The following is a 19,333-nucleotide window of genomic DNA, read 5'->3' as shown; positions in this document are numbered from 1 at the left end:
GCGCCACTGACCGCCATGACCGACCAGACCGTTACCGCCCGTCGCCGCGCCCTGAAGATCCTGGGCGGCGCCCCGATGCTGCCGCTCGGCGCCGCCGCCGCGACCCTGGCGGGCGGCATGACGGCGATGGAGGCCGCGCTGGCCGCCCCGGCGCGCCGCAAGCCGGCCGTGTTCGCATCGGCCACGTTCACGGGCATGGCGGCGCCGTCGCTGGACAATCCGGCGGCCATGGCGAACACAACGGTGGGGTCGTCGCTGACCGTGTCGTACCGCGACGGCACCTCGCAGTCGTACACGCTGGCCTACCAGCCGTTCTTCGTCACCGGCGACATGGTGCCCGACGGGCGCGGCGGCAAGGTGCTGGCGGGCGGCTACTACGACATCCAGAACCGGCCGATCGTCGACGATTCTGTGCCCGGCAAGTCGCGCCAGTTCTATTCCGATGCGCCCGACGGCAGCTCGCTGCTGACGCTGGGCAACGCCCGCGTGCCCGGCGTGCGCGGCAACGCGGTCTTTGCGGTGGTGCAGTTCGAGTACACGTCGCGCAACCAGGCCAACGCCGAGATGCACGGCATGCTGCCGTCGCCGATTGCCGTGCTGACGCTGGACCAGGACCCCCGGACCGGCAGCCTGCGCCTGGTGCGCTATCACAACGTCGATACGTCGGGCGTCAACGGGCTGTGGATCACCTGCGGCGCCAGCCTGTCGCCGTGGAACACCCACCTGTCGAGCGAGGAATACGAGCCCGACGCGGCCAAGGCCGCCACGGACAAGAAGCTGCGCGGCTTCAGCCAGCACCTGTACGGCGATCCGGCGCGCGCCAATCCGTACCACTACGGCCACCTGCCCGAGGTGACGGTCCACCCGGACGGCACCGGGTCCATCCGCAAGCACTACTGCCTGGGCCGCATCTCGCACGAACTGGTGCAGGTGATGCCCGACGAGCGCACCGTACTGATGGGCGACGACGCCACCAACGGCGGGCTGTTCCTGTTCATCGCCGACCGTCCGCGCGACCTGTCGGCCGGCCGGCTCTACGTGGCCAAGTGGCACCAGACGTCGGGCACGGGCCCGGGCGCGGCCACGCTGACGTGGATCCCGCTGGGCAGCGCCAGCAGCGACGAGATCCGCCGGCTTGTCGATGGCGGCATCCGCATCGCCGACATCATGGACGTGCAGTTCAAGGACCCCGAGGACGCTGGCTATACCCGCATCATGTTCGACGGCAAGCCGAACTGGGTGAAGGTCAAGCCGGGCCAGGAAAAGGCCGCGGCCTTCCTGGAAACGCACCGCTACGCGGCGCTGGCCGGCGGCAGCCTGGGCTTTACCAAGATGGAAGGCACGACGGTCAACATCGCCGACCGCAAGGCGTACTCGGCCATCTCGCGCATCGAGACGAGCATGCTGGCCGGCCACGCCGCCAATGCCGGCGACATCCGCGTGGAAGGGCCGTACTCGGGCGCCGTGTACGAGCTGAACCTGCGCGGCGGGCAGTCGGACCAGGCCGGCAACCGCATCGACAGCGAATGGGTGCCTGTGGACATGGCGCCGGTGCCGGCGCTGGTGTCCGAGGACCTGGGCGGCGGGCCGAAGAAGGCGCAGGACGCGCTCGGCAACTATGCCAACCCGGACAAGGTGGCCACGCCGGACAACCTGAAGTTCTCGGAATCGCTACGCACTCTGTTCATCGGCGAAGACAGCAACACGCACGTGAACAACTACCTGTGGGCCTACAACGTCGACACGAAGCAGCTATCGCGCCTGATGTCGTGCCCGGCCGGCGCCGAATCCACGGGGCTGCACGCGGTGGACGAGATCCACGGCTGGACCTACATCATGAGTAACTTCCAGCACGCCGGCGACTGGGAAAAGGGCCTGCACGACAAGGTCAAGGCCCGGCTGGAGCCGCTGGTGCAAGCCAACTACCACGGCGGCTTCGGGGCGGCCGTGGGCTACCTGACCGCCACGCCGGCCGCGATCCGGCTGAACCGGCGCGGCTGACCGGGTTGTCCTCCGCGCGGTTTCTGACCGCGCGGGCGTGGCGGGTTTGCTACCCTGTGCGTTCGGCGCCGGCGTCCGCCCGGTGCACCCACTGGAGACCCCATGACCCAGCCCGCCGCAGACCCCACCGCGCGCCGCATGGCGCCGGCCACCGAGCGCAATCGCGAACCGATCCTGGCCGTGCTGCGCGACGTGCTGCCGCCGCGCGGCACGGTGCTGGAGATTGCCAGCGGCACGGGCCAGCACGCGGTGCACTTTGCCACCGCGTTGCCGGGCCTGACCTGGCAGCCCAGCGATCCCGATGCCACCCACCGCGAGTCGATTGCCGCCTGGACGGCCCACGCGCAGGCTGCCAACGTGCTGCCGCCGCTGGCGCTGGACGTGCGGCAGGAGCCGTGGGGCATCGACCGCGTCGACGCCATCGTCTGCATCAACATGATCCATATCGCCCCGTGGGCCGCCGCCGAGGCGCTGTTCGCGGGCGCCGGCACGCGGCTGGGCGCGGGCGGCATTCTCTACCTGTACGGGCCCTACCGGCGCGATGGCGCGCACACGGCGCCCAGCAACGAGGCATTCGACCGGCAGCTCAGGGCGGCCGATGCCGCCTGGGGCGTGCGCGACATGGCGGACGTGATGGCGCTGGGCGCGGCCCAGGGGCTGGTGTGCGATGCGCCGGTACCGATGCCGGCCAACAACTTCAGCCTGGTGTTCCGCAAGGCGGGATAAGCAGGGATAAACACGGATAGGCCCGCGGCCGCCTCAGCCCTTGACCAGCATCACCAGCGCGGTGGCGATCAGGCACACTGCGAACGCGGCGCGCAGCCGCCGCTCGGGCATGCGGTGCGCCAGCGCCACGCCCCACGAGATCGTCAGCATGCCGCCGAGCGACAGCGGAATGCCGCTGTACCAGTCGACATGGCCGGCATGCGCATAGGTGGCCAGCGCGACCACGGCGCCGGGCGTGACCAGCGCCAGCGCCAGCCCCTGCGCCGCGGCCTGGCGCATGCCGAACAGGCCGACCAGTGCCGGGGCGGCCACCACGCCGCCGCCCACGCTGAAGAATCCGGAGAATGCGCCGCCGACCACGCCGACGGCCGGTATCCATGACGACGACACGCGCGCCTGCTGCTGGGGCGCGGCGCGGCCGGGCATCAGGCGCCAGAGGAAATAGACGGCCAGCCCGATCATGAAGAGCGCGAAGATGCGCCGCAGCAGCGCGGCGTCGATCGACGTGGCCAGCCGGGCGGACGCCCACGTGGCCAGCACGGCCGACAGGCCCAGCACGATGGCCGTGCGCAGGTCGATGTCGGCGCGCTTGCGGTACTGCCAGAAGCCGATCACCACGTTTGGCGCGATCATGACCAGCGAGGTGCCCTGCGCGAGCTGCTGGTCCATGCCGTAGAGCAGGCCCAGCGCAGGGATGGCGATCAGCCCGCCGCCGATGCCGAATAACCCGCCCACGCCGCCGAGCAGCCCTCCAAGTCCGAAAATCAGCAGGGCGGACAGCAGCGAATGGTCAGGCATGGCGATCGAAGGGGGCGTTCGGTTCAGGCGAGCGGCAGATGATACGCGGACATGGCGCAGACATGGCGCGAAATGCCGGACCGACAGTCGGTCGTCCGGCGACCGGATCGGCGGCCCGGGTCGAGGGGCCGTGCAGCGCTCAGTCCACCTGCGCGCCCGACTGCCTGACGATCTTCGCCCACTTGTCCATGTCGGCGCGCAGCAGCGTGGCCAGTTGCTGCGGCGTGCCGGGCAGCACCTCGGCGCCCTGCGCGGCCAGCTTGTCGCGCAGCGGCTTGTCGGCCAGCGCGGCCTGCAGCGTGGTGGACAGCTTCTGCGTGACGTCCCTGGGCGTGCCGCGCACCGCGAACAGCGCCACCCACAGGTCGCCGCTGTAGCCGGGCACCGTCTCGCCGATGGCCGGGATGTCCGGCGCGAACGGCGACCGCTTGGCCGAACTGACGCCCAGCGCGCGGACCTTGCCGGCCTTGATGTGCGACAGCACCGACGGCAGGCTGGCGAATGCCATCGGCACCTGGTTGCCAAGCACGTCGTTCAGCGCGGGCGCCACGCCCTTGTAGGGCACGTGTTCGAGCTTGATGCCGGCCGTGGTGTTCAGCATCTCGCCGAGCAGGTGGTTCAGCGTGCCGTTGCCGGCCGATGCGTAGCGATAGAAATCGGGCTTGGCCTTGGCCAGCGCGATCAGCTCCGCCATAGTCCGGGCCGGAAACGCCGGGTTGACGACCAGCACGTTGGGCACGGTGGCCACGGTGGCAATCGGCTCGAAATCCTTGACCGGGTCGAACGGCACGCTGCGGTAGAGCGACGGGTTGATGGCCTGCGTGCTGCTGATGGTCATCAGCAGCGTGTAACCGTCAGGCGTGGCGCGGGCCGCGGCCTGGGTGCCGATGTTGCCGCCGGCGCCGGGGCGGTTTTCCACCACCACCTGCTGGCCCAGCCGCTGCGAGAGGTCCGCGGCCACGAGCCGCGCCACGATGTCGTTGGTGCCGCCCGGGGCCTGCGGCACGATCATCTGGATCGGCTTCGACGGGTACGTGTCGGCGTGGGCGTGGCCGATGGCGGTGGCCGCCAGCGCCAGGCAGGCCACGGCGCGAAGGGTGCGGATCATGCTGTCTCCTGTTATGTGCCGCCCACTCTAGCCGAGCGCCCGCCGCAGGAGAAATTCAATCGGCGACTGGCGCCATAAGGTTTTCTTATCGGGCGGTCTCCACGGCGGGGCGCTGCGTTGGATATCACATGCCGATGGGTTGCTCCCCTCTCCCGCCCGCGGGAGAGGGGCCGGGGGTGAGGGCCAGCGGTGGCAGCCAGACAGGTCGGCGCCTGCACCGCCAGCCCCCACCCCCAACCCCTCCCATAGGCAGAGGGGAGTCACGTAGAGCGGGAGACCGCCGCCAGCGACCCGCCCGAGGCAATTTTCTCCGCCACGATCTCGCGCAGGATGTCGGCCACGGCTTCGGCGGCGTGGGACCGGGGTAGCGCGCGGGGCCAGCACAGCGACAGCGTGCGGCGCAGTTCGGGCGTGATGCGGCGGCGCGGCATGGCGGCGTCGGATTCGTCCAGCGACGACGCGGGCAGCACCGTGCAGGCCAGCCCCTCGCGCGCGGCGGCCAGCAGGATCGGCAGCGAATCCAGGTCCGCCACCACGTTCAGCGCGATGCCGGCCTTGGCAAAGCTGCGCTCCACCACCTCGCGCAGGCCCTGCGATCCGCTGGGCAGTACCAGCGGCAGGCCGTCCAGCGCCTTGAGCGGCACCGTGTCGCCCCGGCTGCGCGGCGCGGGGCCGGGTGGCGTGCCGATCAGGTAAAGCGGTTCGGTGGCCAGCGGCTCGGGCTCCACGGCGCGCGACGGCGTGTCGCGGAACAGGATGGCAAAGTCCAGCCGGTTCTGGTTCAGCAGTTCGGAGATATAGCCGCTCATGCTCTCGAAGAGCTGCAGCCGCACCTGCGGGTAGCGCTGGCGCACCGTGCGCACCAGCGCCATGCCGAAGGCCGCCGCCGCCGTGGTGGGCAGCCCGACCGCCACGGTGCCGGACACCTCGCTGCCGGCCACGCGCACGTCGGCGCCGGCAATCTCGATCTGTCGCAGGATGTTGCGCACATGGCGGTAAAGCGTGCGCCCGGCCTCGGTAGGCCGCACGCCCTTGGCGCCCCGGTGCACCAGTGGCACGCCGAATTCGTCCTCCAGCGCGGCAAGCTGCTGGGACAGCGCCGGCTGTGCCACGCAGACCACCTCGGCGGCGCGGGTCAGGCTGCCGTGGTCGACGATGGCCACGAAATAGCGCATGGCGCGGATGTCCATCCCGGTTCTCCCCTTGGTCGATCTATCAGATTGCAAAACGCCAGGGTATTGATTCTACTTATGGTGCCTTCCGCAATTGCTATTTCACAGCGGCGGCGCGGGCGGGTAGATTGGGCGCCATCGTGCCATGCGCACCATCCGCCCCAGACACTGCCATGTCCAGACCGCTTGAAGGCATCACCGTCCTCTCCCTCGAACAGGCCATTGCCGCGCCGTTCTGCACGCGCCAGCTTGCAGACCTGGGCGCGCGCGTGATCAAGATCGAACGGCCGGGCCCGGGCGATTTCGCACGCGCGTATGACAGCCGGGTGCGCGGGCTGTCGTCGCACTTCGTCTGGACCAACCGCTCGAAGGAAAGCCTGACGCTGGACGTCAAGGCGCCCGGCGCGGCCCCGGTGCTGGCGGCGCTGCTGGAGAAGACCGACGTGCTGGTGCAGAACCTGGCGCCGGGCGCGTCGGCACGGCTGGGGCTGGACTACGACACGCTGTCGGCCCGCTATCCGCGCCTGATCGTCTGCGATATCTCGGGCTACGGCGGCGACGGCCCCTACCGGGACAAGAAGGCGTACGACCTGCTGGTGCAGAGCGAATCGGGCTTTGTGTCGGTGACCGGCACGCCGGACGAAGGCGTCAAGGCCGGGGCGTCGGTGGCCGACATCGCCGCCGGCATGTACGCCTACAGCAACGTGCTGGCCGCGCTGATCGAGCGGGGCCAGACCGGGCGCGGCAAGCGCATCGACGTGTCGATGCTGGAATCGATGGTCGAGTGGATGAGTTTCCCGATGTACTACGCGTTCGAAGGCGCCGAGCCGCCGCCGCGCGCCGGTGCCGCCCACGCCACGATCTACCCGTACGGGCCGTTCCCCACCGGCGACGGCAAGACCGTGATGCTGGGCCTGCAGAACGAGCGCGAGTGGGCTGTGTTCTGCAAGGTGGTGCTGCAGGAGCCGGATCTGGCCACGCAGGCGGCGTTTGCCACCAACAGCCTGCGCAGCGCCAACCGCGCCCAGTTGCGCGCGCGGATCGTCGAGACCTTCGCACGCCTGACCGCCGCCGAGGTGGTGGCGCGGCTGGAAGCGGCCAATATCGCCAACGCCAACGTCAATACCATGGCCGACGTCTGGCACCACCCGCAACTGGCCGCGCGCCAGCGCTGGCGCCAGGTGGATACCGCCGCCGGCCCGGTGCCGGCGCTGCTGCCGCCGGGCATGACCGATGCACGGATGGACCCCGTGCCGGCCGTGGGCCAGCACACCGACGCCATTCTGGCCGAGGCCGGCTGCACGCCCGCGCAGATCGCCAGCCTGCATGCCGATGGCGTGGTCTGAGGGAGCCGGCATGACCACATCCACCGCCCGCCTGCCGCGCAGCTACCTGTTCGTGCCGGGGTCGCGCCCGGAGCGCATCGGCAAGGCCATCGCGGCCGGCGCCGATGCCGTGATCGTCGACCTGGAAGACGCCGTCGCGCCCGACGCCAAGCAGGTGGCGCGGGACGGCCTGCGCGACCCATGGCGCACGCTGCAGGACCAGGCCGACGCGGCCGGCGTGGCGCTGCTGCTGCGCGTGAATGGCGCCGATACCGTCTACTTTGCCGACGATCTGGCGTTTTGCCGCGCGCAGTCGGTGCGCGAGATCGTGCTGCCCAAGGCCGACCCCGGCGCGCTGGCGGCCTTGCGGGCCGGGCTGCCCGACACGCCGTGCCATGCGCTGCTGGAGACCGCCGCCGGGTTTGCCAGCCTGCGCGACGTGGCGCAGGCACCGGGCGTCACGCGGCTGCTGTTCGGCAGCATCGACCTGATGTTCGACCTCGACGTGGCCGACGACGACCTGCCGCTGCATGCATTCCGCAGCCAGATCGTGCTCCATTCGCGCGCGGCCGGGCTGCCCGCGCCGGTGGACGGCGTCTGCACCGCCATCGGCGACGCCGACGCACTGGCCGCCGACACGCAGCGCGGCCGGCGCTTCGGCTTTGGCGCCAAGCTGCTGATCCATCCCAACCAGGTGGAAGGCGTGCATCGCGCGCTGGCGCCGACCGGGCAGGAGGCGGCATGGGCGCGTCGGGTGGTGGAGCAGGCCGCCGCGGCGCAGGGCGCGGCCATCGCCGTGGACGGCAAGATGGTGGACCGCCCGGTGCTGGAACGGGCGCAGCGCATTGTCGCGGCGTTGGGGCGATAGCGGCCCTGCGGCGCCAATCGGTGTTTTCCCTGACCGGCGGGTTCGCGGCAAATGTCGAACAAACGCAGCAGGATGAAAGCCGTTTGTAATCAGGTTGCGTTCCAATGCGCGTGGAGTCGTGCCACGCCCATTGCATCGCGGCAACGGAAGCCGCCCGGGAAATGAAACAACCATAAAAGTCGCTTACCCGGTGCACCAATCCGCTGGCACGGTCGTTTACTGCAGACCGCAAGTCGAATCGAGCCAGACTGATCGTGCATTTTCCCGTACCCCGCGTGGCCGTGGCAGCGTTGCTTGCCCTGGCCGCCAGCGTTGGCCGCGCGGCCAGCGCGCCCATGCCGCCCGACGGCCCCTGCGTGGCGCCGCCGGCCCGGGCGGCCCTGACCTTGGCGCAGGCCCGGCTCGACGCGCTGCGCTGCAATCGCGACATCATCGCGGCGCGCCGCAGCGAGGAAGCCAGCCAGGCCGATATCCAGATTGCCTCCCAGCGGCCCAACCCGGTGCTGAGCCTGGGCGTGGCCAACATCAACCCGCACCTGGGCGTGGGCGCCGGCAACCTGCGCAGCAAGACCGTGGATTCGACGGTCCGCGTGGACCAGGTCATCGAGACCGCCAACAAGGGCAACCTGCGCACCGAGGCCGCCCGCAAGGCCAGCGCCGCGGCCGGCGAGCAGACGCAGGCCGTGGTGGCCCAGCAGCTTGGCGCGGTGGACCAGGCGTGGTACGAGGCCGTGGTCAGCCAGACCCGCGTGGAAGTGCTCACCGAGATGGTGGGCCTGTACGGCCGCACGCAGCAGGCCAATGAGGTGCGGCTCAAGGCGGGCGACGTGTCGCGCGCCGACGTGACCAAGCTCCAGCTGGAAACCCTGCGCGCCCAGAGCGACCTGCGCAACGCAATTGCCGACCACACCAGTGACAAGGCCGCACTGGCCGCCGCCATGGGCGTGCCGAGCACGCTGGCCGACAACCGGCTGGTGGCTGACTGGCCGGCGCCCGACGCCCCCGTGCCGGCCTTCGACCCCGACGTGCTGCAGCGCCGGCCCGACGTGACCGCGGCCGAGGCCCGGCTGGCGGCGGCGGCGTCGCAGCGCGACCTGGCCCGCGCCGGTCGCGTGCCCGACGTGACCGTCGGCGTGCAGTACGAGCACTATCCGATCTCCGAGACCAACACCACCGGCAGCGGCAACAGCTACGGCGCGTTCGTGTCGATCCCGCTGTTCGTGCGCCACAGCTACGGCGGCGAGGCGCGCCGCGCCGAGGTGGACTACTACGCCGCGCTGGACGACCGCAACCGCATCCTGCTCGAAGCCCAGAACGACATCGGCCGGCTGCGCGCGCAACTGGATGCCGCGCGGGCCAGCCTGCAGCAGATGCGGGAATCGGTGCTGCCGGCCGCCGAGAGCGTGGCCAACAGCGCCGAGTTCGCCTATTCGAAGGGCGCCAGCGGCGTGCTGGACCTGCTGGACGCGCGCCGCGCGCTGCGCCAGACGCGGGTGGAGGCCGTGGAGGCGCAGGGCAACTATGCCAAGGCGCTGTCGGCCTACCTGACCGCGCTGCAGACCACCCAATCCGATATCAACAAGCTTCCCCAGGTTCGTACCGATGCGTCGCGTCCTTGATTTCCCGTTTTTCTCCCGTGGCGCCCGCTCGGGCCGTCCCGGTGCCGTGCGGATGGCCGCCGTCCTGTCGCTGTGCGCGCTGGTGCTGGCCGGCTGCGGCAAGAAGGAAGTGCCGGACAACGACGACGATCCGAAGATCACCGGGCAGACCATCGCCTACCCGGCCAGCGTCAAGGCGCTGCCGGGGGTGGTGGGCCAGCCCGTGCAGAGCGGCGGCGACCGCATGCTGAGCATGCCGGGCCGGCTGGTCTGGAACGAGGACCGCACCGTGCGCGTGGCCACGCCATTCGCCGGGCGCGTGATGGAGATCCTGGTGCAGCCCGGCGCCACCGTGAAGGCCGGGCAGCCGCTGGCCATGCTGACGTCGCCGGACTTTGGCGTGGCGCAGGCCGACGCGCGCAAGTCCGCCGCCGACAGCGCCGTGGCGGCCAAGTCGCTGGCGCGCCAGCGCGAGCTGTACCAGGCCGGCGTGATCGCGCAGAAAGACTTCGAGCAGGCCCAGGCCGACAACGCCCGTGCCGCGGCCGACCTGGCCCGCACGCAGGCCGCGCTGCGCATGTACGGCGCGGGCGGCGGCGACGCGGTGAACCAGCGCTTCGCCCTGCGCAGCCCCATCGACGGCGTGGTGGTCGAGCGCAATATCAATACCGGCATGGAGCTCCGGCCCGACCAGCAGCCCAACGCGCCGCTGTTCCTGATTACCGATCCGTCCACGCTCTGGGCCCAGCTTGACGCGGCCGAGGCGGACCTGGGCCTGTTCAAGGCCGGCGTGTCCGTGCAGCTCACCAGCGCGGCCTATCCGGGCGAGACGTTCCTGGGCACCGTGGTCAAGATCGCGGACTATGTCGACCCCACGTCGCGCAGCGTCAAGGTGCGGCTGGCGGTGCCCAACGCCGACCGCCGCCTGAAGGCGGAGATGTACGTGACCGCGAAGCTGCAGGCGGCGTCGTTCCAGGGTATCTCGGTGCCGTCCAAGGCCGTGTTCCTGGCCGACAACAGGAACTACGTGTTCGTGCGCACGTCGGCCACGCCGTTCGTGTTCGAGCGCCGGGAGGTGAAGCTCGGCGTGACGCTGCCCGGCACGACCGAGGTGGTCCAGGGCCTCAAGGCCGGCGACGTGGTCATCACGGACGGCAACCTCTACCTGCAGGACATCCTGCGCGATGCCACCGCGGTGAACGCCGCGCGGGCGTCCGCCAAGCAATGAGGACGGCGGACCGATGATTTCGCGCATTGTTCATTTCGCGCTGCACCAGAAGCTGTTTGTCTGGCTCGGCCTGATCATCTTCATCGCGGGCGGCCTGGCCGCGTTCAAGAACCTGCCGATCGAGGCCTTTCCGGACGTGTCGGACATCCAGGTCAACGTGATCACGTTGTACCCGGGCCGCGCCGCCGAGGAGGTGGAGCGCCAGGTGACGATCCCGATCGAGACCGCGCTGGCCGGCACGCCGAATTCCGTGCGGGTGTTCTCGCACACCCAGTTCGGCCTGTCGTTCATGATGGTGACCTTCAACGACAAGGCCACCGACGTGACCGCGCGCCAGCAGATCATCGAGCGCCTGCGCAGCGTGGACCTGCCCGACGGCGTGCAGCCCGAGCTGGCGCCGCTGTCGACGGCCATCGGCGAGATCTTCCGCTTCCGGCTGACCGGCAAGGGCTACACGCCCCAGCAGTTGCGCACGCTGCAGGACTGGGTGGTGGAAAAGAACCTGCGCCAGGTGCCGGGCGTGGCCGACCTGGTGACGATCGGCGGGTCGATCAAGCAGTACGAAGTGAACCCGAACCTGGGCCGCATGCGCGACGCCCGCATCTCGCTGTCGCAACTGTTCACGGCGCTGCAGCGCGGCAATTCCAACGCCGGCGGCGGCGCGGTGGCGCACGGGCGGCAGCAGTACCTGCTGCGCTCGCTGGGCAGCTTCCGCTCGTCGGCCGACATCGCCAACGTGGTGGTGGCCGAGAACAACGGCACGCCGATCCTGGTGAAGGACATTGCCGAGGTGAAGGTGGGCTCGGCGCCGCCGCAGGGGCTGATGGGGCAGGACGACGAGGACGACATCGTGTCGGGCATCGTGGTCATGCGCAAGGGCGAGAACCCGTCGGTGGTGCTGGAGGCGCTGAAGCAGAAGATCGATCTGCTGGACACGCAGATCCTGCCCAAGGGCGTGAAGATCGTGCCGTACTACGACCGCTCGACGCTGATCGACAAGACGCTGCACACGGTGTTCGGCAACCTGGTGGAAGGCGCGCTGCTGGTGCTGGCCGTGCTGTACCTGTTCCTGGCGAACGTGCGCGCGGCGGCCATCGTGGCGCTGGTGATCCCGCTGTCGCTGCTGTCCACGTTCATCGGGCTGACCTGGGTGGGCATCCCGGCCAACCTGCTGTCGCTGGGCGCGATGGACTTCGGGATCATCGTCGACGGCGCGGTGATCGTCGTCGAGAACATCTTCAAGCGGCTGGGCGAGCTCAAGGAGCAGCAGATCCAGGACAGCAAGGCGCGGCTGTACGCGATCCTGCAGGCCACCACCGAGGTGGGCCGGCCCACCGTGTTCTCGATGGTCATCATCATCGCCGCGCACATCCCGATCTTCACGCTGCAGCGCCACGAGGGCAAGATCTTCGCGCCGATGGCGTACACGGTGACCGGCGCGCTGATCGGATCGCTGATCCTGTCGCTGACCGTCGTGCCGCTGCTGTGCCACCTGCTGCTCACGAAGAACATCGCCCACGACGACAACTTCGTCGTCCGCTTCTGCAAGCGGCTCTACGAGCCGATGCTGGCCTGGGCGCTGGACAACAAGAAGACGGTGGTGGGCGTGGCGCTGGGGCTGCTGGTGGTGACGTTCGGCGTGGGCAAGTTCCTGGGCAGCGAATTCCTGCCCGAGCTGGACGAGGGCTCGATGTGGGTCAGCTTCGACCTGCCGGCGTCGGTGTCGCTGGACGAGGCGCGCGACCAGGCCCGCATGCTGCGCGGCGTGATCCGCAAGACGCCGGAGGTCAACACGACGATCTCGAAGGTGGGTCGCCCCGACGATGGCACCGACCCGAAGCTCATCAACACCGTGGAAATCCTGGTGGACCTGAAGGGCGACCAGAAGTGGCGCGCCGGCTACGACAAGCGCCGGATCATCGAGGAGATCAACCACAACCTGCGCCAGTTGCCGGGCATCGAGCCAAACTTCTCGCAGCCGGTGCGCGACAACATCCTGGAAAGCATCTCGCAGATCAAGGGCCAGATCGTGATCAAGGTGCAGAGCGACAGCCTGGAGCACAACAAGCAGGTGGCCGACCAGATCCTGGCCAACGTGCAGTCGGTCAAGGGCGTGATGCGCGCGTTCATCGACCGCGACGGCGAACTGCCGCAGTACGTGCTGGAATTCGACCGCGCCCAGGCGGCCCGCTACGGGATCAACGTGGCCGACGTGCAGGACCTGATGGAAAGCGCGCTGGCCGGCAAGGCGGCCACCGAGCTGTGGGAAGGCGAGCGCCACTTCAGCGTGGTGGTGCGGCTGCGGCCCGGCGAGCGCGAGCTGCCGAACCTGCCGAACATCTTCATGCAGACCGCCGACGGCGCGCAGGTGCCGCTGTCGCAGCTCGTGACGTTCCGCGCGGCGTCCGGGGCGATGAACATCAGCCGCGAGAACGGCCAGCGCACCACGTCGATCGGCATCTTCATCCACGACCGCGACATGGGCAGCGTGGTGAAGGACATGCAGGCGCTGGTCAAGAAGAACGTCAATGCCGAAGACGTCAAGATCAGCTGGTCTGGCGAATTCGAGAACCAGGAGCGCGCCATGGCACGGCTGTCGATCGTGGTGCCGCTGTCGGTGCTGCTGATCTTCCTGCTGCTGTTCAATGCGTTCCAGTCGTTCAAGAGCGCGGCGCTGATCATCTCCAACATCCCGTTCGCGCTGATCGGCGGCGTGTTCGCGCTGTTCCTGACCGGTATCCCGCTGTCGGTGTCGGCCGCCATCGGCTTCATCGCGCTGTTCGGGCAGGCCGTGCTGAACGGCGTGGTGATGGTGACGTACTTCAACCAGCTGCGGCAGGAAGGCATGTCGGTGCGCCAGGCCGTGCTGACCGGATCGATGGACCGCCTGCGCACGGTGCTGATGACCGCCATGCTGGCCATGCTGGGCCTGTTCCCGATGGCCATCTCGCGTGCCATCGGCTCGGAAACCCAGCGCCCGCTGGCCATCGTCATCATCGGCGGCCTGATCACGGCCACGCTGCTGACGCTGATCGTGCTGCCGACGCTCTACGAGTGGATGGTTGGCCGAAGCTGGCCCGACGAGGAAGGCGAGCCGGACAACGACAACCGCCTGACCGACTCGCTGGCGCATTGAGCCGGGGTGGGATGGAAAAAGCCGGGGCGGGTGCTCCGGCTTTTTTTGTTGGCTGGCGCGACGGGGAGTACGCCGCCGGCGCCTGGCCGGCGGTCAGGCCATCACCCGCAGCAAATCCTCACCGACGCCCACCCGCCCGAAACAACGGCCAGACCAGCAGCGCCAGCCCGCCCGTGGTGGCCCACACCACCGGCCATGACGTCAGCGCCAGCCAATGCGGCAGCGCGAGCGGGGTCAGGAAGAAGCCGAGGAAGACTGCGGTGTTGGCCATGCCGAGCGCGGTGCCGGCGCGGTCGGGACCGGCCATGGCGGCCAGTTCGGTGTAGCCCACGCCGTGCCAGGCCGAGACGGCGATGCCGGCCAGTGCCAGCAGCACCGGCAGCGCGGCCATCAGCGCGGGACTGGCTGCGCTGGCGTACACGCCGGCGGCCAGCAGCAGGAAGGCCGCGGCCGATAGCAGCGTGCAGCCGCGCAGGTAGGCGCGGCGGTTGCCGTGGCGGTCGGTCCAGCGGCCGCTCCAGATGCGGGCGGCCATCGCGCCGGCCTGGATCGCGACCAGCGTGGCGGTGATGGTGCCGAGCCCGGCGTGGGCGTAGTCGTGCAGGAAGATCGACGCGAACGTCAGCACCGCGAACTGCGGCACGCAGAGCAGGCCGATGCCGAGCACGAGACGCCAGACCGCGGCGCGCCGTAGCGGATTCTCGTGCGTGGGTGGGGCGGCGGCGCCGGCGTGGCTGTCGGGCGGCTCGTGCAGCCAGTGCCATGTCAGCCCGGCCGCGATGCCGCACAGCAATGCCACCCAGCCATAGGCCCAGGCAAAGCCGTAGGTCGATGCCAGCCACGGCAACGTCAGCGCCCCGATGCCGCCGCCGAGCGGCACGGCGGTCTGGCGGATGCTCATCGCCAGGCCGCGCTCACCCTCGCGGAACCAGCGCATCACGGCGCGGCCGCTGGCGCCATTGACGCTACCGCCGACCAGCCCCACCACCGTCATGGCGACGACCAGCCACGCCAGCGACGGCAGATGCCCGGCGGCCGGCGCCAGCCACAGCGCCATGCCCAGCAACGCCGCGCAGGTGGCCGTCAGGCCGGCCAGCAGCACGGGGCGGTCGCCCCAGCGGTCGGCGGCTAGGCCCCACGGCAGTTCGGACAGGGCGGTGCCGAGCCCGATGGCGCCCACGGCCAGGCCGACTTCGGCGGTGTCGAGCTGGTAGCCGCTGCGCATCCAGACGGCCGTGGTGGGCAGGCCGCTGACGGCGGCCAGCACGCTGGCGTTGGCCGCCACGCCGACGCCCAGGACCTTCCAGCGATGGGATGGCGCCAGCGATCGGCCGCCATCGGACAGACACAAGGTGTGCGGGGACATGGGTGACACGTGATCCGGAAGTGGTTTGACGCGGTCCAGTCTGTCACCGAGAATCCATCCTGAAAATCGGAAAATATTCCGCTAATCGTTCGATAAAACAGGATGGTTGCCATGTCCCGAACCAATCTCGATGTGGCCGCGCTGCGCAGCCTGCTGGCCGGCATGGAACTGGGCAGTTTTGCCCGCGCGGCGGATCGCGTGGGCCGCTCCACCTCCGCCATCAGCGCCCAGATCCGCAAGCTCGAAGAGCAGGCCGGCACGCCGCTGTTCCGCAAGTCTGGCCGGGGCCTGGCGCTGACGGCGGCCGGCGAGGCGATGCTCGGCTACGCGCGCCGGCTGGTCGACCTGAACGACGAAGCCGTGACGGCCGTGCGGGGCGTGGACCTGTCGGGCGGCATCCGGCTCGGCCTGCAGGAGGAATTTGGCGAGGGGCTGCTGCCCGAGGTGCTGGGCCGGTTTGCGCGGGCGCATCCCAAGATACGCATCGAGGCGGTGGTGTCGCGCAATGCCGACCTGCTTGCGCGGATCGATGCCGGCGGCTGCGACCTGGCGCTGGTGTGGGCCGACATGCAGCCGGCCATGGCGGCGGAGATCGACGGTTATGTGCTGGGCCCGCGGCACGTGGAGCGGCTGGACGCCGTGCCGATGTGCTGGGTCGGTTCCGCGACGGAGCGCTGGGAGCCGGCCGATGGCGATCCGCTGCCGCTGGTGGCCTTCGACCGGCCATGCCAGTTCCACGCGGCGGCCACCGCGGCGCTGGACCGTGCAGGTCGGCCTTGGCGGGTCACGTTTTCGAGTCCGAACCTGGGGGGATTGTGGGCCGCGGCCGCCGCCGGGCTGGGGCTGACCGTGCGCTCGCGCTACGGGCTGCCGGCCGGGGTGCGCGCGTTGTCGCCCGAGGCGTCGGGCCTGCCGGCGCTGCCCTCGATGTCGCTGGCGATGGTGCGCGCCGCCGCGACGATGCCGCCGGAGGTGGAACGGCTGGCCGATATCCTCCACACGGCACTTGGCGATCTGGCGCGCCGCGACGGCCCGCCTGCCTGACCCTCCACGCGATGCGCGGCGTCAGGCGGGCGGGCGTCGGGGAGACGTTCAGTCGTCGTAGCGGCTGGAACGATGGGTCGGCCGGCAGAGCAGCGCGCCCAGCAGCACGCCGACGCCCAGCGCCATGCCCAGTGCCTTCATCGGCTCCTTGTGCGTGTAATCGGTCACGCATTCCTGGCCGCGCGACATGCTGTCGGTGACCGACGCCTTGATCGACGCGAGCTTGTCAGAGCCTTGCGCGGCCTTGGACAGGAATTTCTCCTTGGCCGCCTGGATGGCTTCGCCGGTCAGGTTGGGCAGCTGGGCCAGCAGGTCGTCCAGGTCCTGCGCCAGTTGCCGGGTATCGGATTGCAGCTTCTGCTGGGAAGTCGGCGGATTGATGTTGTTCGGTTCGTTCGGGTCCATGGGCGTCTCCAGGAAGGATGCGGGTGGATTCGTGCCAGCGCATGTTTCGTACCAGCGCGCGGCGCCAGCGCTGGCGCGGGCTGCAGGCCCCGGCGCGCGCATTCCGGGTCGCCAAGTTGCGCACCGTTGTAAATTTCGCCGCGCCAGGGCCCATGGCGGCCGGCACCTGGGCAGCGGGCGGGGCTTCTTGCATGCTGCGGATGCGGCGCATAATGCGCGTTGCCCTACCACGACAGAAGAGGAAGACATGCACGCCCCATCGGCTCCCCACGCCCGTATTCGTCGGTTGACCATGGCCGCCTTCGTGCTGGCCATGCTCGGCACGGCGCAGGCCGCCACGCTGGATCGCGGCCAGCTGGAACAGTCGGCCGACCGCGCTGCGGCGGCCAGCTACAAGGAGTGGGTGGAACTGCTCGCCATTCCCAACGACGCCACCGTGCCGGCCGACATCCAGAAGAACGTGGACTGGCTGGTCAAGGCGTTCGCGCGGCGCGGCTTCCAGGCCCGCGCGCTGCCCAATGGCGACAAGCCGATGGTTTACGCCGAGTACGCGGCGCCGGGCGCCCCGGCTGCTGGCCGCAAGACCGTGCTGTTCTACATGCACCTGGACGGCCAGTCGGTCACGCCGTCGCAGTGGGCGCAGAAGAGCCCGTGGGACGCCACGCTGAAGGCCCGCACGGCCGACGGCAAGTGGGAGGCGCTGCCGCTGGACAAGCTCTACGCGGGCCCGGTGGACCCGGAATGGCGGCTGTTTGCGCGGTCATCGTCGGACGACAAGGGGCCCATCGTGATGTTCCTGGCCGCGATGGACGCGCTGAAGGCCGCCGGCGTGGAGCCCGGCGTCGACATCAAGGTGCTGCTCGATTCGGAGGAGGAAAAGGGCTCGCCGTCGCTGGGGCAGGTCATCGGCCAGAACCTCGCGCTGCTGCGCAACGACGGCATGGTGATCCTGGACGGCCCGATGCACCAGAGCAACCAGCCCACGCTGGTGTTCGGCAATCGCGGCATCCAGCTCGTGCAGCTCAAGGTGTTCGGCGCGTCGCAGGGGCTGCACAGCGGCCACTACGGCAACTATTCGGCCAACCCGGTGCAGCGCATGGCGAGCCTGCTGGCGTCGATGAAGGACGACAACGGCCGCGTGACCATTCCCGGCTACTACACGCCGGTGAAGATCGACGCGCGCGCCCGGCAGATCATGGCCGCCGTGCCAGACGACGAGGCCGCGCTGAAGCGCCGGCTGGGCATTGCCAGCCCCGAGAAGGTGGGCGCCAATTACCAGGAGGCGATGCAGTACCCGAGCCTGAACGTGCGCGGCATTGCGGCCGGCGACGTCGGCCCGAAGGCGCGCACGATCATCCCGGAAGTGGCAGTGGCCGATATCGACCTGCGCACGGTGCCCGAGACGCCGCCCGAGACGCTGGTGGCGCTGCTGCGCAAGCACATCGAGAAGCAGGGCTACCACCTGGTGAACGGCGAGCCCACGGCCGAGGAACGGGCGCGCTATCCGAAGCTGGCGTCGCTGACGGCCGGCGAGGTATCGGCGTCCAGCTCTGCCGCGCGGACCGACCTGGACGCGCCGGTCAGCAAGTGGCTGCAGGGCGTGATGCAGGACACCTACGGCCGCGCGCCGGTGCAGATCCGCATGATGGGTGGCACGGTGCCCACGGGCGCCGCCGTGCAGGCGCTGAAGTCGCCGTTCGTGATCGTGCCGCTGGTCAACGCGGACAACAACCAGCACAGCTTTGACGAGAACATGCGGCTGGGCAACTACCGCGACGGCATCCGCACGCTGATGGGCATCCTGCAGACGCCGTTCCGCTAGGCGTGCCAGCTCAGGGCTTGCCAGCGCCGGTGCAGATGCCGTGCAGCTTGCGCAGGCCCGTGTACAGCCCGTGCCGTTCCTCGGGCGTCAGCAGGCGGATCACCGACGCCTGGCCGCGCCGCGCGAGCGGGATGACCTGGGCATGCAGCGCGGCGCCCGTTTCGCTGATCTTGCAGGCCAGGCGCTTGCGCGGCGTGGTGCCTTCCGATTCCAGCGTGACCAGTCCCCGGTCTTCCAGCAGCCGCAGCGTGCGGCTGACCAGCGCCTTGTCCGACGTGGACTGCCGCACCAGCTCGGCAAACGACATCGGCTCGCCATGGGCCAGCAGCGCCAGGATGCGCCATTCCGGCACGGTCAGGTCGAACTGCGACGCATAGGGCTCGGTCACGCTGTTGCGCAGCGCCGTGACAAGCTGGCTCAGCATCGTGGTGAGGAAATCGTTGACGGTCAGGCCGGTGCCGGCTTCGTCGAGGTCCGACCAGGGGTCGCGCATGTCGGACGTGGCCGGGGACTGCTGGATGGTGCTGGACATGAAGGGGGCGCCAAAAAGGAATGCCGGCAATCCGGCTGGAAACCGGCTGCGATTGTCTCACACCGCCTGTTGTTCGCAACTTTGTGCCGGCCCGCGCCATGGATCCGCCGATCGGCCGATGTCAATCCACGCTCTGTTCAGGTTGAGTCGTCAACTACGGCCCTTGATTGGCAGGAAGCAGGAAGAGAACCTGGCGACGAAGTC

15 protein-coding genes are annotated in these 19,333 nt (G+C 69.7%); 9 read left to right on the top strand and 6 right to left on the bottom strand.

Annotated elements, in window-relative coordinates:
- The first annotated feature begins 15 nt into the window (after nucleotides 1–15).
- Both EPAKOI_RS24180 and EPAKOI_RS24175 read left to right on the top strand, forming a co-directional pair.
- Nucleotides 16–2,001: a PhoX family protein gene (locus EPAKOI_RS24180; protein WP_423193931.1), complete on the top strand. Its 1,986-nt coding sequence runs from the start codon at nucleotides 16–18 to the stop codon at nucleotides 1,999–2,001.
- Between the two features lie 102 nt (nucleotides 2,002–2,103).
- A complete protein-coding gene (locus EPAKOI_RS24175) occupies nucleotides 2,104–2,727 on the top strand; it encodes a DUF938 domain-containing protein (RefSeq protein ID WP_313839100.1) in 624 nt (207 codons plus the stop codon).
- Between the two features lie 33 nt (nucleotides 2,728–2,760).
- Here EPAKOI_RS24175 and EPAKOI_RS24170 read toward each other — a convergent pair whose 3' ends face one another.
- The 3 genes from EPAKOI_RS24170 to EPAKOI_RS24160 all read right to left on the bottom strand — a co-directional run bounded on the left by EPAKOI_RS24170 (nucleotide 2,761) and on the right by EPAKOI_RS24160 (nucleotide 5,823).
- Nucleotides 2,761–3,525, bottom strand: coding sequence for a sulfite exporter TauE/SafE family protein (locus EPAKOI_RS24170; protein WP_313839102.1), 765 nt, complete (start codon nucleotides 3,523–3,525; stop codon nucleotides 2,761–2,763).
- Nucleotides 3,526–3,664: 139 nt separating this feature from the next.
- Nucleotides 3,665–4,633, bottom strand: a complete 969-nt coding sequence (locus EPAKOI_RS24165; RefSeq protein WP_124685579.1) for a Bug family tripartite tricarboxylate transporter substrate binding protein — start codon at nucleotides 4,631–4,633, stop codon at nucleotides 3,665–3,667.
- A gap of 260 nt (nucleotides 4,634–4,893) precedes the next feature.
- Nucleotides 4,894–5,823 carry a LysR substrate-binding domain-containing protein gene (locus EPAKOI_RS24160; protein ID WP_423193930.1) on the bottom strand — a complete coding sequence of 310 codons (930 nt, stop codon included), beginning with the start codon at nucleotides 5,821–5,823 and terminating at the stop codon, nucleotides 4,894–4,896.
- A gap of 155 nt (nucleotides 5,824–5,978) precedes the next feature.
- Between EPAKOI_RS24160 and EPAKOI_RS24155 the strand changes: the two genes are divergently transcribed.
- From EPAKOI_RS24155 to EPAKOI_RS24135, 5 genes are all read left to right on the top strand, one after another.
- The gene (locus EPAKOI_RS24155) at nucleotides 5,979–7,151 is read left to right on the top strand and encodes a CaiB/BaiF CoA transferase family protein (protein WP_423193929.1); all 1,173 of its coding nucleotides are present in this window, start codon (nucleotides 5,979–5,981) and stop codon (nucleotides 7,149–7,151) included.
- 10 nt (nucleotides 7,152–7,161) lie between these two features.
- A complete protein-coding gene (locus tag EPAKOI_RS24150; RefSeq protein WP_423193928.1) occupies nucleotides 7,162–7,998 on the top strand; it encodes an HpcH/HpaI aldolase/citrate lyase family protein in 837 nt (278 codons plus the stop codon).
- A 254-nt stretch (nucleotides 7,999–8,252) separates the two neighbouring features.
- Nucleotides 8,253–9,617 carry a TolC family protein gene (locus tag EPAKOI_RS24145; protein ID WP_409559055.1) on the top strand — a complete coding sequence of 455 codons (1,365 nt, stop codon included), beginning with the start codon at nucleotides 8,253–8,255 and terminating at the stop codon, nucleotides 9,615–9,617.
- Entirely contained in the window at nucleotides 9,601–10,824 is a 1,224-nt protein-coding gene (locus EPAKOI_RS24140) for an efflux RND transporter periplasmic adaptor subunit (protein ID WP_124685575.1), read from the top strand. Before EPAKOI_RS24145 ends, EPAKOI_RS24140 begins: the two co-directional genes overlap by 17 nt.
- 13 nt (nucleotides 10,825–10,837) lie before the next feature.
- Nucleotides 10,838–13,960: an efflux RND transporter permease subunit gene (locus tag EPAKOI_RS24135; RefSeq protein ID WP_423193927.1), complete on the top strand. Its 3,123-nt coding sequence runs from the start codon at nucleotides 10,838–10,840 to the stop codon at nucleotides 13,958–13,960.
- A gap of 118 nt (nucleotides 13,961–14,078) precedes the next feature.
- Here the strand turns inward: EPAKOI_RS24135 and EPAKOI_RS24130 are convergent, their stop codons facing one another.
- Nucleotides 14,079–15,326 carry an MFS transporter gene (locus EPAKOI_RS24130; protein ID WP_423193926.1) on the bottom strand — a complete coding sequence of 416 codons (1,248 nt, stop codon included), beginning with the start codon at nucleotides 15,324–15,326 and terminating at the stop codon, nucleotides 14,079–14,081.
- Between the two features lie 111 nt (nucleotides 15,327–15,437).
- Between EPAKOI_RS24130 and EPAKOI_RS24125 the strand changes: the two genes are divergently transcribed.
- Nucleotides 15,438–16,370 (top strand): LysR substrate-binding domain-containing protein, encoded by a 933-nt coding sequence (locus EPAKOI_RS24125; protein WP_423193925.1) that lies wholly within the window; start codon nucleotides 15,438–15,440, stop codon nucleotides 16,368–16,370.
- 48 nt (nucleotides 16,371–16,418) lie between these two features.
- Here the strand turns inward: EPAKOI_RS24125 and EPAKOI_RS24120 are convergent, their stop codons facing one another.
- The gene (locus EPAKOI_RS24120; RefSeq protein WP_423193924.1) at nucleotides 16,419–16,775 is read right to left on the bottom strand and encodes a DUF883 family protein; all 357 of its coding nucleotides are present in this window, start codon (nucleotides 16,773–16,775) and stop codon (nucleotides 16,419–16,421) included.
- A gap of 247 nt (nucleotides 16,776–17,022) precedes the next feature.
- Between EPAKOI_RS24120 and EPAKOI_RS24115 the strand changes: the two genes are divergently transcribed.
- On the top strand, nucleotides 17,023–18,597 hold the full coding sequence (locus EPAKOI_RS24115; RefSeq protein ID WP_423193923.1) for a M20/M25/M40 family metallo-hydrolase: 1,575 nt from the start codon (nucleotides 17,023–17,025) through the stop codon (nucleotides 18,595–18,597).
- A gap of 10 nt (nucleotides 18,598–18,607) precedes the next feature.
- On the opposite strand, the gene EPAKOI_RS24110 is transcribed toward EPAKOI_RS24115, so the two are convergent.
- A complete protein-coding gene (locus EPAKOI_RS24110; RefSeq protein ID WP_423193922.1) occupies nucleotides 18,608–19,129 on the bottom strand; it encodes a MarR family winged helix-turn-helix transcriptional regulator in 522 nt (173 codons plus the stop codon).
- Nucleotides 19,130–19,333: the final 204 nt, after the last annotated feature.

The organism is Cupriavidus sp. H18C2 (genome assembly GCF_049393795.1).
Lineage (GTDB): Bacteria > Pseudomonadota > Gammaproteobacteria > Burkholderiales > Burkholderiaceae > Cupriavidus > Cupriavidus pauculus_C.
Note: the sequence above shows the minus strand (reverse complement) of the source record. Positions and strands in the feature narration are given on the sequence as shown.

Bases quoted from the DNA above. Each gene is read 5' to 3' on its own strand.
- EPAKOI_RS24180 (WP_423193931.1), top strand. From the start codon at position 16: ATGACCGACCAGACCGTTACCGCCCGTCGCCGCGCCCTGAAGATCCTG.
- EPAKOI_RS24175 (WP_313839100.1), top strand. From the start codon at position 2,104: ATGACCCAGCCCGCCGCAGACCCCACCGCGCGCCGCATGGCGCCGGCC.
- EPAKOI_RS24170 (WP_313839102.1), bottom strand. From the start codon at position 3,525: ATGCCTGACCATTCGCTGCTGTCCGCCCTGCTGATTTTCGGACTTGGA.
- EPAKOI_RS24165 (WP_124685579.1), bottom strand. From the start codon at position 4,633: ATGATCCGCACCCTTCGCGCCGTGGCCTGCCTGGCGCTGGCGGCCACC.
- EPAKOI_RS24160 (WP_423193930.1), bottom strand. From the start codon at position 5,823: ATGGACATCCGCGCCATGCGCTATTTCGTGGCCATCGTCGACCACGGC.
- EPAKOI_RS24155 (WP_423193929.1), top strand. From the start codon at position 5,979: ATGTCCAGACCGCTTGAAGGCATCACCGTCCTCTCCCTCGAACAGGCC.
- EPAKOI_RS24150 (WP_423193928.1), top strand. From the start codon at position 7,162: ATGACCACATCCACCGCCCGCCTGCCGCGCAGCTACCTGTTCGTGCCG.
- EPAKOI_RS24140 (WP_124685575.1), top strand. From the start codon at position 9,601: ATGCGTCGCGTCCTTGATTTCCCGTTTTTCTCCCGTGGCGCCCGCTCG.
- EPAKOI_RS24135 (WP_423193927.1), top strand. From the start codon at position 10,838: ATGATTTCGCGCATTGTTCATTTCGCGCTGCACCAGAAGCTGTTTGTC.
- EPAKOI_RS24130 (WP_423193926.1), bottom strand. From the start codon at position 15,326: ATGTCCCCGCACACCTTGTGTCTGTCCGATGGCGGCCGATCGCTGGCG.
- EPAKOI_RS24125 (WP_423193925.1), top strand. From the start codon at position 15,438: ATGTCCCGAACCAATCTCGATGTGGCCGCGCTGCGCAGCCTGCTGGCC.
- EPAKOI_RS24120 (WP_423193924.1), bottom strand. From the start codon at position 16,775: ATGGACCCGAACGAACCGAACAACATCAATCCGCCGACTTCCCAGCAG.
- EPAKOI_RS24115 (WP_423193923.1), top strand. From the start codon at position 17,023: ATGCACGCCCCATCGGCTCCCCACGCCCGTATTCGTCGGTTGACCATG.
- EPAKOI_RS24110 (WP_423193922.1), bottom strand. From the start codon at position 19,129: ATGTCCAGCACCATCCAGCAGTCCCCGGCCACGTCCGACATGCGCGAC.